This window comes from Haloferula rosea, from assembly GCF_016595525.1.
Classification (GTDB): Bacteria; Verrucomicrobiota; Verrucomicrobiia; order Verrucomicrobiales; family Akkermansiaceae; genus Haloferula; species Haloferula rosea.
In genome coordinates this window covers 30691-45169 of record NZ_JAENII010000011.1, presented here as the reverse complement: position 1 = coordinate 45169, position 14479 = coordinate 30691, and the positions used below count along the sequence as shown (strand labels likewise).

Here is a 14479-nt window from a genome sequence, read left to right as displayed (position 1 = left end):
TTGTCGCTCCTCAGGCCACTCCCGTGGGGTGAATGTCGGGCATGGGGTGATTGGGGCTTGGAGTTCGCGAGGGTGCGCCGCAGCGTGACCTCGTGCTTGAGGGATGGGACGAGTGGACCTTGGCGCTGCTTGCAGCGTTCTGCATTGGTGTGGCCAAGGCGGGCTTCAGCGGGACCTCGTTGATCTCGATCGCGATCTTTGCCGATCTCTACGGGCCGAGGGAGCAGGCGGGCTTTGCCTTGCCGCTTTTGATTCTTGCGGACGTGATGGTCTATCCGGCCTTCAGGAAACATGGAAGTTGGAAGGATGTCTGGAGGCTGTTGCCGGCTGCCTTGGTGGGCTTGGCGATCGGCTGGTGGCTGATGAGGGAGCTTTCCCAAGAGATGGCCCGGCAGTTGATCGGCTGGACCATTTTGGTGCTCCTGGGGCTGCAGCTGTTGCGGGCGTGGAAGCCGGATCTTCTGCTCAAGATGGCGGAGCACCGGGCATTCGGAAATGGGGCAGGCGTGGCGGCGGGGATCACGACCCTCTTGGCCAACGCGGCGGGGCCGGTCTTCCAGCTGTACCTGCTGTCGAAGCGGGTGCCCAAGATGGAGCTGATCGGGATCGGCGCGCGATTCTTCCTCCTGATCAACATCATCAAGCTGCCGCTGAATCAGAATCTCGGATTCATCGGGGTGGACACCCTGTGGCAGAACCTGCTGCTCGCTCCCGGGGTGCTTTGCGGGATTTTTCTGGGGAAGTATTTCCTCCAGCGGGTCCCTCAGAAGGTCTTCGAGTGGATGATCATCGGATTCGCGACGCTGGCCGCGATCCGGATGCTGTGGTGAGCGATCACCACTTTTTCGACTGGTAGTCCTTGTAATTGCGGAAGGCGAGATAGCCGAAGAGCACGGCGGTGTAGAGCCGGTCGAAGCCGATCCAGGCGACGGCTGCCACGGTGGCCCCGGTGATGGCGGAAATGAGCAGGGCCTTGTGACGGGGGGTCACGTAGAGCTCGGCAATCCGGCCACCGTCGAGCGGCAGGACGGGGATGAGGTTCAGCACGCTCCACCAGAAATTGATCCAGATGAGGGCATCGAGGATGAAGAAGCGGGGCAGGTGGTCTCGCAGGAGGGTCAGTGCCTCGATGGTCGGATCCCCCACGGGCTCATTGAAGATGATCAGTGTGGTCAGCCAGGTGCCTCCCTGGACGCCGTAGATGAGGAAGACGACGGCCAGGGTGAGCGCGAGGAGGATGAAACCGGCGGCGGGGCCCATGAAGATCATCCAGAACAGGTGATTCCGGCTGAGGCGGGCGCCCTGGTTGTAGGCCATACCTCCGAATGCCCAGAGGACGATGCGTGGCGATCCACCGCCGAGGTAGCGGCCGGTCAGAGCGTGTCCGAACTCGTGGACGAGGATGGAGATCGTCATGACTGCCATGAAAATCAGCAGCCGCATCAGGCCGATCTGATCGGTGGTGCCGATCGCTCCGCCGATGAGGGCGCCGGTGATCCAGAACCATGGCTGAATCTCGATGGGCACTCGGAAGAGGGTGAAGCGGATCATTGTGGTGGGAAGCTTTCGGGCAGGAGTGCCGGATTGTCGAATGCGAAAGGAGGTGCGCTTGCGCGAAAGCCGATATGAGCCTAGGAATGGCTTGTGAGTAAGGCAGTCGATGTGGCGATTTTGGGAGCGGGTCCGGCCGGGTGCACCTTGGGAGCGCTTCTGCGTGAGCGGGGATTCAGGGTCGTAGTCTTCGACGATGACAAGCGGCCCGATCTTCTGGTCGGCGAATCGCTGCTGCCTACGGTGGTGAATCTGATGCGTCGACTCGGCATCGAGGATCGGGTGAAGGAATTCTCCCAATTCAAGCCGGGAGTGGCCTTCATGCACCGCGGTGGCCAAAGGCTCGATTTCCTTTTCCCCGAGGGGGTCCTGGGAAAGACGCCGAACTACGCCTACAACATCCCCCGGCCTGAGTATGACAACCTGCTGCGGACGCGTGCCGAGGAGCTCGGGGTGGAGTTCGTCCACCATCGGGCGAAGGTGGAGAAGGGCGAGGGAGCTCGCGAGATCCAGCTGGCCGAGGAGAGCCTGACGGCGGCGGGGATGAACGGTGAGCATCCGAAGCTGTTGGTGGATTCCACCGGTCGGACGAGGTTGTTTTCAAAGACGCTTGGCTTGAAGAGCGAGCGTGGGAATCGCAACGACGTCGCCTATTTCGCCCACTTCGAGGATTTCGATGCGGAGAGCACGGTGGACGGGCAGGTGGTGCTGTCCATTCTGGAGCACGGCTGGTCGTGGCGCATTCCGCTTCCCGGGCGCTTGTCGGTGGGCGTGGTGGTCGACAAGTCGGTTGCCCAGCAGCACGGCTCGACGCCGGAGGAACGACTCAACGGCATCATCGATGCCGAGCCGATCCTGAAGAAGGCGGGAGAAGGAAGGAAGCGGGTTACCGACGTGATGACCTACACGAATTACCAGTTGATCTCCGAGCGGGCCCACGGTCCCGGCTGGATTGCCGTGGGAGATTCCTTTGGTTTCGTCGATCCGATGCTCTCACCCGGATTGTTCATGGCCATGCACATGGCGGAGATCCTCGACGAGAAGGTGTTCAAGCGTGGGCCGTCGGTGCTGGATGATGCGAAGAAACTGGCGGCTGGATTTTCGGCCATCGAGTCGGAGATGCGCGACTGGCATGCGGCTTGGGGCGAGATCATCGAGTATTTCTACGATGGGCGGATGTTCTCGATGTATGAGGGAGGCACGAAGCTCAAGGAGACCTACAAGAAGTGGGCGCTTCCTGCGATGATGGAGAAACACCTGAGCGCGAACATCACCCGCATGGTGTCCGGGGTCAGTACGCGCAGCCGCTATGGGCAGAAGCTCATCGAGTTCACCTCGAAGCACCTGGTGTGGGACACCGAGCCACCTGAATACTACGCGGTTCAAGCGAGCAACGAACCGGCGAAGGCGACTGCCTGATTCAGGTCCGCCAGATCACCCTGATGCTGTCGAGTCGCAGTCGGGATGACTTGAGGGCTTCCAGCGAATCGTCGCGTGTGGTCTCAAGCGCTTGGATCTCCGCAGGGCTGACTTGTGGGTTGCGCTGAGCGAGGTCTTCGAGTCGATCGATCTCTGCTTTGAAGGTGGCCTTGGCGGCTTTCTTCGCCTCAGAAAGGATGGGCTTGGCAGCCTCATCGGCGAACCCCTTGGCATCTGCGAGGAGCTTCGGGAGGATATCGCGACGGAAGGCGGGCTGAGTCACCAGGCGTCGGGCGTCCCCTTTCTGAAGCTGCATCTTCACCTTGCTGCCCGAGAGGTTGGTGCCGCGGTGGTCGACCATGATGCGCAGGGCACTGGGGGGAAGGAAGCGTTCGATGTGAAGTCGTTCGGGGGCGAGCGTTTCGAGCACGTAGCATGCTTCGAGGAAGATGGCACGGCCCTGACCGGTTTCCCACCGTGCGAAGCTGGCATTGCCTGTTTCGGAGCTCAGCAGATGGTCGATGGCCCCGCGCACCATCGGGTGGTCGAGGCTGATCTGGGCAAGGTCTTCGCGGGAGAGCGATTCTTCCCGGTCGAAGGTGGCGGAAAGTCCTTCTTCCGGGAGGTCGGCGAAGGCTTCGCTCAGGCGCTGTCCTCGTTTGAAGTGGTAGGAGCGCAGTGCCAGATCGGAGACTTCCAGTCCGAGTCGGTCGAACAGGCGGACGGTGAATTTCTCGAATTTCGGATCTTCATCCTGAGCCTTGATCGTGGCGATCAGGGCCTCGGCATCCGCCGGGTCGGGGGCGCTGAGTTCGAGGAGACGGTCGTGGCCGGTGGAGAGCTCCGTGGCGACTTCTGCGGCTCGCTGGCGGGAGCGATCGAGGAAGGTGTCGAAGGTTTCATCGGCGTCTCCACCGAGGTGTCCGGCGAGTTCCGGGAGGAGTTCTTCGGCGAGCGTGGTGGCGCCTTTGAGTGGGTGGGTGAAGGCATCGAGCCCTTCGTGCAACCAGCGGGCGTGAAGTTCCGACGGGCTGTCGACACCGTAGGGGACGTGAATGTTGATGGTGCCGGTCTGGCCGATGCGGTCGAGGCGTCCGATCCTTTGTTCGAGGAGTTCGGGGTCCTGTGGCAGCCCGAAGAGCACGAGGTGACGGGCAAACTGAAAGTTCCGTCCCTCACTTCCGATTTCCGAAGAGAGAAGGATGCGGGCGCCTTCTTCCTGGGCGAACCATGCGGCATTCCGGTCGCGCTCGATCAGGCTGAGGTCCTCGTGGAAGAGGGCGGACTCGATGTGCATTTCCTCGAGCAGTTTTTCCCGGGTCGTGATGGCGGCCTCGGGCGAGCTGGTGATCAGGAGAACCTTTTCATCCTCCGGCAGCGAGCGCAGGAGGCCGGCCAGCCATTGGTAGGGGGATTCTCCCGGTGCCATCGGGTGAAGGGTTGGGTTGCGCTCGGGGAAGCCGGTCAGTTGTTCGCGGGTATTGCGGAAGAGGACCCGTCCTGTGCCGAATCCATCGACCAGTTCGGTGATCAAGTCGGTGCGTGCTGATTCATCGCCGTCCCGAAGCCTTTCAATCAGAGACTTGGCCTGAGGTGAACGCTCGGCGAAGGCTTCGATACCGTCGGGGAGGTCGCCTGCCTTCAGTGCTTCGACGATACGCGCGAGAGGGGCGTAGGATTCCGCCTCGGCGAGGAAACTACTAAGGTCGCCGTAGCGTTCGGGGTCGAGCAGGCGGAGGCGGGCGAAGTGGCCGGCCGGTCCGAGTTGCTGTGGAGTGGCGGTGAGGAGAAGGAGTGATGGGATCACTGTGGCAAGCGATTCGACCATCTCGTATTCCGCGGATGCTTCCTCGGGCGACCACTCGAGGTGGTGGGCTTCATCAACGATGAGCAGATCGAAGCCCGAAGCGCGCGCCTGTTCGGCACGAACGGGGCTGTTGCTGAGGAAATCGGTGCTGGCGAGAATGAGCTGGGAATCGAGGAATGGGTTGGCCTCGGCGTCGTGGGCGGAGATCGAGGCGCAGCGTTCTTCGTCGAACAGGGCGAAGAGCAGGTTGAACCGACGAAGCAGTTCGACGAACCACTGGTGGATCAGTGCTTCGGGAACGAGGATGAGGATGCGGCCGGCGCGACCCGTCAGGTGGAGGTGGTGGAGGATCAGGCAGGCCTCGATGGTCTTGCCGAGGCCGACCTCATCGGCCAGGAGGACGCGGGGGTGCAGCCGTCGTGTGGTTTCCCCGACAATGGAGAGCTGGTGGGGGATCAGGTCGATGCGCGCTCCGCAGAATCCGCGTGCGGGGGATTTGCGCAGCTTGCTGTTCCAACCGAGCGTGCGCAGGCGGAGGTCGAAGTCCCGGGGTTCGTCGCACAGGCCGGCGAGCAGTCGGTCTTCCGGTGAAGTGAAGCTGAGGGAATCAAGGAGGGCGGCTTCGGACAATTCGATGCCGTTGCCGAAATAGGTGAGGAGCTCATCTTTCTCTTCGACCTTCTCGACGACGAATTCGGTGCCCTTGTGGTCGGCGATCTCGTCTCCGGGCTTGAAGCGGACGCGAACGAGGGGAGCGCTGTCGAGCGCATACATGCGGGTCTCCTCGGCGGCGGGGAAGTGGAGTTCGACCCGGTTGTGTTCCGTATTGAGAACAATGCCTAGTCCGAGGGCGGGTTCGGAAGTGGAGATCCAGCGTTGGCCGGGGATGGGTGACTGCATGAACGGCGCATGATGGCCGACGATTTCCGAATGTCGACCGATGAATGAGACAAGATTCCCGCGAGCCCGGTGCGGCATCGTGATGGATCAGGGTCGTGTGAGGACCAGCTGGACGAAGAAGGCATCGAGACCGGAAGGAAGCAGATAGCGCCGGACTCCGCTGCTTGTCGTCGAGGATGTGTCGCTTTGAATGGTCACGCCGAAGGTGGAAGCGGAAGCCCAGCCGCTGAGGTCGGTGCTGGCTTGGAGATCGAGTTGATAGCCCTGGGCGAGGGCGGCGCCATGGAGAGGGACTTCAAGGATGTGCTGGCCGTTGCTGACGGTGGGCACGATGGCGGGATCGGGATTGAGGGGATCCTGATCTAGCAGAAACTCGAATTCGTGCGGGTAGGGATCGGTATCCGGGTTGGCATCCGGGTCGGGGTCGACGCCGTGGTGCCGGGACCACGCAAGGAAGGCATCGCCTCCTTCAGTCAGCCGGATGTCATCGTAGAGGATGTTTCCGCCGAGGTCGGTGGTGGTGGAACGGATTTCGATGGTCAGCGAGCCGGAGGGGTCGGCCAGCATCGGGATGGACTTGATCTCATAGGGTGAGTTCCAGTCCTGCGCGTTGGTGCGGACGAGTTCCTCGACCACGACGCCATTCGCCAGTGCCTGTCCGGTCATGTCATCCGAGCCCCACGATCCATGACGGGCATAGTAGAAGGAGCAGGTGTAGACGGCTCCGGGCGCGAGACCGGTGATGGTCTGGGCGATGCCACCGGGGCCGTGGCCGCTGACGTCGAGGGCGATCTGGCCGTCGGGGGCGTTGGAGTGCCAGGAGTAGACGAGGTCGACGTTTTCCCGGGTGACCAGCCATCCGGGAAGCGAGAAGCGGCTGAGATGGTCGGCCAAGTCGGGGCCGCTGTTGTAGGGGTCATTGGCGGGCAGGCCGACGTCCGCCTCGAAGGAACCGTTGACCAGTCTGCGTCCACCGCGGGCATCGGCAATGGGGGTGAGGTTCGCCCAACTCTCGGCGGGCGGTGCCGGGCGAGGCCCGACGGCTAGCCGGATGTCATCGATGATGAAGGATTCGGTGTCTCCGGGGATTGCTTCGATTCGCAGGTCGACTTGGCTGGAGGCAGGGGTAAATTCGAAGCCGATGCCATCGAGGAATTCGTGGTCCTGCTTGTTGTGGAGTTCGGTGAGGGTCACTCTATTGAGGAGGATCCTGGCATGACCCAGCACCCACTCGAGCGGGGTCGCGTCGAGGTAGGCGACTTGAAGTGTGTGCGGGACGCCCGGGGTCAAGCCGGTGAGGGTTTGTTCGACCCAACCGGCCTGCAGGTCGAGCGCGTAGGCACCTTCGTGGACATCGGTGGATTCGATGGCCACTCCTGAGTGGGTCCAACCGTTCAGGCTGTCCTCAAAGCCAAGGTTCACGCCTGTCGGGGTGGCGTGGAGGCCGGCGATCGGAGCGAGGATCGCGAGGATGGAGGTGGGGATCTTCACAACATGAGAACCCGTGGGGCGTGGGCATGACCACGGATCCGACCGCTATGGGGCGTGCTTATTCTTCTTCGAACTGCTTGATCAGGACGTCTGGCCCTGTCACGGCGCCCGACTGGGCTTCGCGGAGTGAGATGCGTCCGTCTTTGTCGAAGTCGTAGAACTCGATGATCTTGTCTGCGGTTTCCGGAGTCTGGGTGATCACGCCGAGATCATCGAAGCCATCCATGAGTTCTTTCTTGGTGAGGTATCCGTCGCCATCGAGATCGATGAGATCGAATTTCTCTTGAAGACCGATCATTTTCCTCCCGACGACTTCCGGGCTGGTGGGGTCGGTCGTGCAGGCGGCGAGGAGGACTGGTAGGAGGGCAAGTGCAGGCTTCATGAGGGAATGGTGGTGCGGAGAATGACACTTGGAACCGTGGCGGTCAAAGTCTCGCACCCGCGGGGCAGGATGAAGAAAGAGCCTTTGCCGTGAGTCCGGCCGTCGGCATCCTCGAGCTCACCTTCGGCAACGGAGTAGATGGCGAAGTGGTTGGGCGTGCTGTTGCCTGCCAGTTGGCCGGGTGTGAGCGAAAGTTTCTCGACCTTGAAGTATTCGCAGTTCGCGAGGGTATTGCCGTCGGGACGGTCCATGGTGGGTTCGAAGTCATCGAAATCGATGCTCTTCATCGATTGTTCGACGTGGAGATCGCGCGGTTTTCCATCGAGTCCCACCCGATTCCAGTCGAATACCCGGTAGGTGGTGTCTGAGTTCTGCTGGATCTCATGGATGAGGAATCCGGAGCCGATGGCGTGAAGGCGGCCGGATGGGATGAATATCGAATCGCCAACTTTCGGTTCGATAGCGTGGACGGCTTGTTCGACGGTGCCATCGGCGAGCGAACTCTCGAAGTCTGCACGGCTCACGCCTTCCTTGAGGCCGACGTAGAGCTTCGAGCCGGGGTCGGCACCGGCGATGTACCACATTTCCGTCTTCGGCTCGCCACCGAGCGATGGGGCCAGGTCCGCAGGCGGGTGGACCTGGATGGAGAGGTCGTCGCGGGCATCGAGCACTTTGATCAGGAGCGGGAAACGTTCGGAGTCCGGAAGGTCGGCCCCAAAAATCTCCTCACGGTGATCGGTCCAGAGCTCATGCAGCGTTTTGCCGGCGAATGGGCCGTCGGTGACCACGGACTGTTCGTTTTCCCGATCCACGATTTCCCATGATTCGCCATACGGGGCAGTGTCGGGAAGCATGCGGTGGTAGTCGGTCTCAAGGGAGCGTCCGCCCCAGACGCGCTGCATGTAGAGAGGGGAAAAAGTGATCATGAAAGGTGTGAGTGGAGAGTCGGCTGGAAGTGATCGGTTGACCCGCTGCCGTTACTGGTGTCAGGAATGCAGTGTTGAGCACGACATTTCAAGCAGGAGCGAGCCGATGGTTGGTGACCTTGGTGATCACGGTGGGCTGGCTGACTGCCGCGGAAAGGCAGGAGTCGGCGCTGGATCCGGCTCGTGAGCTGCGGTCCGAGGTCGCGGATCTCCGGGTCAGCCTCGAGGCCTCCGACTTGGATGATGCGGGGAAGGAGTCGGTGAAGCAGGTGCTGGATACGGCATCGAATCGAATCGATGCCGCGGTGCAGTCCAAGCAGCAGATGGAAGGCCTGGGGAAGAGCAGTCCAAGGGGCGCGGCAGAGCTTGAGGGATTAAAAAGGGAACTGGCGGACTTGCCGACGATCGAGAGTCAGGAGCTCGAGATTCCGGAAGACATCGACAGTCTGCGGGGCCGACTGGAGGCGGAACGGGCGGCGGTGGCGCAGGCATCCACGGAGTTGGGTGATGCGCAGTCGATGCTCACGGACCTGCGTGAGTTGCCGGTGCGGGTGGCCAACCGCCTGCCTGAGGCGAAGGCGGAATTCTCGCAGAAGAAGGCGAAGCTGGCCTTGCTTGGAGAGCCCGCGGACGAGTCGCTGGCGGCGATGGCGGATCGTGTGCTGGTGGAAGCAGAGATCGAGGCGCTCGAATCGGAAATCGCTTTATTGGAACGGCAGCAGGTGGGAATCGCAACTCGTGAGCAGGTTGCAGCCGCGCGACTGGAGTTGGTCAGTCGGCGTTTGAAGCTCCGCGAGGCGGCGGTCGCGGTGTATGAAGGCGAACTCAATCGCCGACTTGAGAATGAGGTGGCGAGGATGCGGGATGAAGTCCGTGAGCTGGTCCGTGAGGCCGGTGATGAGGGGATCAAGCGGCTGGCGGCTGATCTCAATCCCTTGGTCGAGCAACTCGGGTCGACGACGGATCGAATCGAGAACACGAGGAGCCGATTGGATGAAACCCAGCAGCGCTTGGACCATCTCAAGAAGGAAAGCGAGCGTTTGAGGCGGCAGGTCGAGCTTGGGGGGAAGGATGGGGCATTCTCGCAGGTGCTGTTGGACCGCCGCCGGCGATTGGAGGACGGCCGCGGTCTGAACTTTGATTTGCGAACCCTTGATGAGGAGCTGTCGGACGCGCAGCTGGAGGGATATCGGCTTGAGGACCTGTCGGAGGATCTGGACCAGTTGCGCGAGGAATGGGCGGATGTGCCGGAGGCGATGAGGGTGCTGGAGATCCGGGGCATCTTGCTGGGGCGCCTGCAGGACAACCAGAGTGCCCTGTTGAGGGATCTCGCCCGTCTCAGTACGGACAAGCGGGCCTATCGCGATCTGACGCAGGAATTCTCCAGCTTCCTTTCGGAGCAACTGTTTCTCAGCCGAAGCTCGCCTCCAATTGGTACGAAATTTTTCCAGCAATTGCCCGGCTCGATTGCATGGACCTTTTCGTCGGAGAACTGGGTCCAGTTGGCTCGGGGGCTGGCTGCGATTCCGGGTCGGCATCCATTCGTCACCTCTCTTTTGGTGCTGGTGGTGGGAGCACTACTTGGCCTTCGGCGTCGACTGAGGGAATCGATCGCCAACAGCGGAAAACGAATCCGGCGGATCTCGACGGATCGGCTGGTTCATACGCTCCGGGGATTGCTCGACACTCTTTTGTTGGCGGCACCGTTGCCACTGGTCCTGGCATTTCTGGCATGGGGGCTTTCGAGTCAGCCTCGGGTGGACACCTGGGTGAGGGGTTTTGGGAGTTGGTTGGGGTGGACGGCGTGGGCATTGATGTGGATTTTCTCGCTTCGCGAGATGGCCCGGGAGGAAGGTGTGGGTCAGCGCCATTTCGGGTGGAATGCCGGGTCGTCAGAGCGCTTGCGTCATTCATTGGGGATAATCGCCGTGTTCTATTTGCCGATTCTCCTGCTCACCGGATTGACGGTTTTCGAATCGAACCCCGGGTATTTCGACAGCCTGGGTCGGCTGAGTTTCATCGTGGCGGAATGTGTGATGGCCTGGGCCTTCTGGAGGATGTTCCATCCTTCCGCGGGGGTGTTCGCGGACATCATCCGCGAGCGTCCCGATCGGATGCTTTCGAAATGGCGGTACCTTTGGATTGGCTTGGCGGCGGGCCTGCCGATCGGTCTCGCGGTGATGGCGGCGCTTGGTTACGGCCTCACCGCATTGATTCTGAGCGAACTGTTCCATGCTTCGATGCGCTGGATCGGGATCGGGGTGGTGGTGTATGGGGTGCTCCTGCGCTGGCTGATGATCCGGGCCCGCCGGATCGGGCTGCAGGAGGCCATCGCCCGGCGGAATGCCCGTCGTGAGAGCCTGGAAGAGGGAGAGGATCCGGATGAGACGTCGACGGGTGAAACCGTGGCGGCGGACGACGCGCAGGTGGAGATGGATATCAAATCGGTCGCCCAGCAAATGCGTCGCTTGCTGAGATCATTGATTGGTGTGGGGGTGCTGCTCGCGATGGTTTACACGGGTGCGTCGATGCTTCCGCTGGAGGAAGTCGCTCGATCGGAGGTGGCAAATTTCTCGTGGCTGGGGCTGATCCAGGCGGTGCTGATCGGAGCGGTCTCCCTGACGGTGATCCGAAATCTGCCGGGGATGGTTGATCTGGCGGGCATGCGTGCGTCGGGGGTGGCCCCCGGAGTGCGCTACGCGGTGGCGACGCTGTGCCAGTATGCGGTCGGAGCTCTGGCCATTCTTCTCGCATCCCATGCGCTGGCGGTGGATTGGTCGAAATTCGGATGGATCGCGGCGGCTCTGAGTGTGGGTCTTGGATTCGGCCTGCAAGAGATCGTCGCAAATTTCGTCTGTGGCATCATCGTGCTGTTCGAGCGGCCGATCCGGGTGGGCGATGTGGTGACGGTGGGTGAGGTGACGGGCACGGTTTCGCGGATCCGCATGCGGGCTACGACGATCACGAACTGGGAACGCCAGGAATTCGTCGTGCCGAACAAGGACTTCATCACTGGGTCGCTCATCAACTGGACGCTTTCCAGTCCGTTGAATCGCGTGACGCTGAATGTGGGTGTCGCCTACGGGACGGACACGGCCGAGGCTCGCCGCATCCTGACGGAGATCGCGGAGGCCCATCCCACCGTGTTGGATGATCCGGCTCCGTTGATCAATTTCGAGAGGTTCGGTGACAGCACGCTGGACCTGAGCATGCGCTGCTACCTGCCGAACATGGAGAACCGCCTGAGGACGCAGACGGAGCTCAACGAGGAAATTGACCGTCGATTCGGCGAAGCTGGGATCGAGATTTCCTTCCCTCAGCGCGATCTGCACATCCGAAGCATGCCGAACACAGAGGCTCTGGATCCATTGGCTGGCCAAAGCTAGCCTGTGGCTTCCCCGGCGGATCCTTCGATAGAAGGGCGGGTGGAAGACGGCAAAACGGCCAAAGATTAAGAGTTCCTGACATTTTGGTCCATGAAAACAACCTTGCCGGACGGGTGGGGTCGGGGGATGCTGCGGAACGGAAATTTCGATGGCCAAGAAGGACAACCGCAAGCGAGGACAGAAGCCGGAAGGCTCGAAGTGGTCGAACGAGCTGACAGGCATCGTTCTGATCGGGGCAGGGCTATTGGCATTTTTGTCGGTGATTTCGTTCTCGCCGGCGGATCTTCCGGTCTGGGGGATGGGGAAGACCTTTGCGGCGGGAGCGGAAGCGCAGGTGCCGAGGGAGAATTTCATTGGTCAGCTGGGCGCCTTGATTGGCTTGGCTCATGTGGCCTTGGTCGGGAGTGCGGGGTTCGTGATTCCGGTGGCTTTCATCTGGTTCGGGGTGGTGAAGCTGGTGTTCGATGGTCGGCTGTTTCCGCGGACCATGATTGGATTTGCGGTTCTGGCCCTGAGCGGAGCGGCATTTCTGCATGCCGGCTGGTCGGAACCCGGGGAGTTGCCCGGCAAGGGAGGAGTGATCGGTCGTCTGCTGGCGGATCTGGTCCTGTTGCCGATCATCGGCAAGGCCGGGACCATGATTGTCTGCGGCGTGTTGTATCTGGTCGCCCTGGTGCTGTTGACCGGACAGCGTCCGCTGAAGTTCGTGAAGGGCTGCATGGCCCTGATCGGGACGGGCATCACGAAGTTCAAGGAGAGCAGGGAGGCGAGGGCGTCCGAGGCGGCGAAGCGGGAGCGCATGGACCGCGAGCGGGAAAAGGAGAAGGAGAAGCGGCGCAAGGAACGCGAGGCTGCAAAAACCGGCAAAGCAGGATCCAAGACCTCCAAGGCCGAGGAGCCCGAGGAGGAACCGCAGACGGAATTGCCGCTGCGCGAAACACCGACGCCCCAGATCATCGATGCCTCACAGCGTCGGGTCGAGGCACCGAAACCGGGGGAGAAGCTTTTCGAGCGGAAGAAGAAGGAGGACCACACGATGCTGTCGACCGATGGCTTCGAGGACTACGAGCTTCCGGGCTTCGATCTCCTCGATGAAGTGGAGGTCGACGCGGACGCACCCGAGGCCAATCGGGACGAGCTGCTTGCCACCCAGAAGAACATCGTGGATACGTTGCGTTCCTTCGGGATCGAGACCACGCCGGGCGACATCACGCGTGGCCCGACGATCACGCGCTACGAGATTTATCCAAGTGTCGGTCTGCGGGTTTCGCGGATTTCCCAGCTGGAGGCGGACCTTGCCCGTGCGACCCGTGCCGAGCGCATCAACATTCTGGCTCCGATCCCCGGGAAGGACACCGTGGGTATCGAGCTGGCCAACTCCGAGAAGGTGGCCGTGCCGCTGCATGAACTACTACAGGACCCGGAGTTCCGGTCCGCGAAGAAGAAGATCCCGCTGGCTCTGGGCAAGGACGTCTACGGCAAGACGGTGATCGGTGATCTGGCGGCGATGCCCCACCTGCTCGTGGCGGGTGCGACGGGATCGGGTAAGTCGGTGTGCATCAACTCGATCATTGCCTCGATGCTGTTCAAGTTCGGGCCGGACGAGTTGCGCTTCATCATGGTCGATCCGAAGGTGGTCGAGATGCAGATGTACAACAAGCTGCCGCACCTGGTGGTTCCCGTCGTGACGGACCCGAAGAAGGTGGTGGCAGCGCTGAAGTGGGTGGTCAACGAAATGGAGAAGCGCTACCGCGTGTTCGCAAAATTCGGCGTCCGCAACTTCGATGGCTTCAACAAGCGCGAACGGCCTGAGAAGGAAGAGCCCGTGGTCGAGGAGAAGCCGGAAGAGGAGGAAGAAGTCGATCAGGAGCAGATCGAAGAGATCGCTGCCGCGCTCGAGTCCGGGGACCTGCTGCCGGAGGCCGACGAGAGCGAGTTGGAGCCGGAAGAGGACGAGATTCCCGACCGTTTCCCCTACATCGTGGTGATCGTCGATGAGCTTGCGGACCTGATGCAGACGGCCCCCGCGGATGTGGAAATGAACATCGCCCGAATTGCGCAGAAGGCACGTGCGGCGGGCATCCACCTGATCATCGCGACGCAGACTCCGCGGGCCGATGTGGTCACGGGCATCATCAAGGCGAACATCCCGTGCCGGGTGGCATTCCAGGTTTCCTCGCAGCTGGATTCCCGGGTCATCCTCGATACCAAGGGGGCGGACAAGCTGGTGGGGAAAGGCGACATGCTTTACCTGCCGCCGGGATCGGCCAAGCTGGAACGGGCCCAGGGTGCGTTCGTTTCCGACGAGGAGGTCGAGCGTCTGGTGGATCACTGTGCGGGTCAGGCAGAGCCGAACTTCGCGGAAGACATCCAGGCATCGATCGAAAGCGGTGGCATGGATGACGGTGACGACGACGTGTCGGATGCCGATGAGGAAATGATCATCAAGTGCATGGACGTGGTCCGGCAGGAACAGAAGTGCAGCACGAGTCTTCTCCAGCGGCGCCTTCGTCTGGGCTACACCCGTGCGGCTCGGATGGTCGACATCCTCGAACAGCGTGGTGTGGTCGGTCCGGGCGACGGAGCGAAGGCACGTGAAGTGTATGTCAAGTAAGGC

At 61.6% G+C, this 14479-nt stretch carries 9 protein-coding genes; 4 read left to right on the top strand and 5 right to left on the bottom strand.

Features of this window, described 5'->3' with window-relative positions; all coding sequences use genetic code 11:
* The first annotated feature begins 92 nt into the window (after nt 1-92).
* Nucleotides 93-830 (top strand): sulfite exporter TauE/SafE family protein, encoded by a 738-nt coding sequence (locus tag JIN81_RS13880; protein ID WP_200280853.1) that lies wholly within the window; start codon nt 93-95, stop codon nt 828-830.
* A gap of 4 nt (nt 831-834) precedes the next feature.
* Here JIN81_RS13880 and JIN81_RS13875 read toward each other — a convergent pair whose 3' ends face one another.
* Nucleotides 835-1551: a metalloprotease gene (locus JIN81_RS13875; RefSeq protein ID WP_200280850.1), complete on the bottom strand. Its 717-nt coding sequence runs from the start codon at nt 1549-1551 to the stop codon at nt 835-837.
* A gap of 93 nt (nt 1552-1644) precedes the next feature.
* On the opposite strand from JIN81_RS13875, the gene JIN81_RS13870 reads away from it, so the two are divergent.
* Entirely contained in the window at nt 1645-2970 is a 1326-nt protein-coding gene (locus JIN81_RS13870; protein ID WP_200280847.1) for an NAD(P)/FAD-dependent oxidoreductase, read from the top strand.
* Nucleotide 2971: 1 nt separating this feature from the next.
* Here JIN81_RS13870 and JIN81_RS13865 read toward each other — a convergent pair whose 3' ends face one another.
* The 4 genes from JIN81_RS13865 to JIN81_RS13850 form a co-directional block, all read right to left on the bottom strand.
* Nucleotides 2972-5677 carry an SNF2-related protein gene (locus tag JIN81_RS13865; protein WP_200280844.1) on the bottom strand — a complete coding sequence of 902 codons (2706 nt, stop codon included), beginning with the start codon at nt 5675-5677 and terminating at the stop codon, nt 2972-2974.
* An 87-nt stretch (nt 5678-5764) separates the two neighbouring features.
* Complete coding sequence (locus JIN81_RS13860; protein ID WP_200280842.1) at nt 5765-7168, bottom strand: carbohydrate binding domain-containing protein; 1404 nt, start codon at nt 7166-7168, stop codon at nt 5765-5767.
* Nucleotides 7169-7226: 58 nt separating this feature from the next.
* Nucleotides 7227-7550 carry an EF-hand domain-containing protein gene (locus tag JIN81_RS13855; protein ID WP_200280840.1) on the bottom strand — a complete coding sequence of 108 codons (324 nt, stop codon included), beginning with the start codon at nt 7548-7550 and terminating at the stop codon, nt 7227-7229.
* The gene (locus tag JIN81_RS13850) at nt 7547-8476 is read right to left on the bottom strand and encodes a type I phosphomannose isomerase catalytic subunit (RefSeq protein ID WP_200280838.1); all 930 of its coding nucleotides are present in this window, start codon (nt 8474-8476) and stop codon (nt 7547-7549) included. Before JIN81_RS13850 ends, JIN81_RS13855 begins: the two co-directional genes overlap by 4 nt.
* 74 nt (nt 8477-8550) lie before the next feature.
* Here JIN81_RS13850 and JIN81_RS13845 point away from each other — a divergent pair, with 74 nt between their 5' ends.
* Both JIN81_RS13845 and JIN81_RS13840 read left to right on the top strand, forming a co-directional pair.
* On the top strand, nt 8551-11862 hold the full coding sequence (locus JIN81_RS13845) for a mechanosensitive ion channel domain-containing protein (RefSeq protein ID WP_200280836.1): 3312 nt from the start codon (nt 8551-8553) through the stop codon (nt 11860-11862).
* A gap of 148 nt (nt 11863-12010) precedes the next feature.
* On the top strand, nt 12011-14476 hold the full coding sequence (locus JIN81_RS13840) for a DNA translocase FtsK (protein WP_200280834.1): 2466 nt from the start codon (nt 12011-12013) through the stop codon (nt 14474-14476).
* The last annotated feature ends 3 nt before the right edge of the window (nt 14477-14479 follow it).

What these genes read in the sequence shown, in the direction of transcription:
- JIN81_RS13875 (WP_200280850.1), bottom strand. Translation starts at nt 1,551, where the DNA reads ATGATCCGCTTCACCCTCTTCCGAGTGCCCATCGAGATTCAGCCATGG.
- JIN81_RS13865 (WP_200280844.1), bottom strand. Translation starts at nt 5,677, where the DNA reads ATGCAGTCACCCATCCCCGGCCAACGCTGGATCTCCACTTCCGAACCC.
- JIN81_RS13855 (WP_200280840.1), bottom strand. Translation starts at nt 7,550, where the DNA reads ATGAAGCCTGCACTTGCCCTCCTACCAGTCCTCCTCGCCGCCTGCACG.
- JIN81_RS13850 (WP_200280838.1), bottom strand. Translation starts at nt 8,476, where the DNA reads ATGATCACTTTTTCCCCTCTCTACATGCAGCGCGTCTGGGGCGGACGC.
- JIN81_RS13840 (WP_200280834.1), top strand. Translation starts at nt 12,011, where the DNA reads ATGGCCAAGAAGGACAACCGCAAGCGAGGACAGAAGCCGGAAGGCTCG.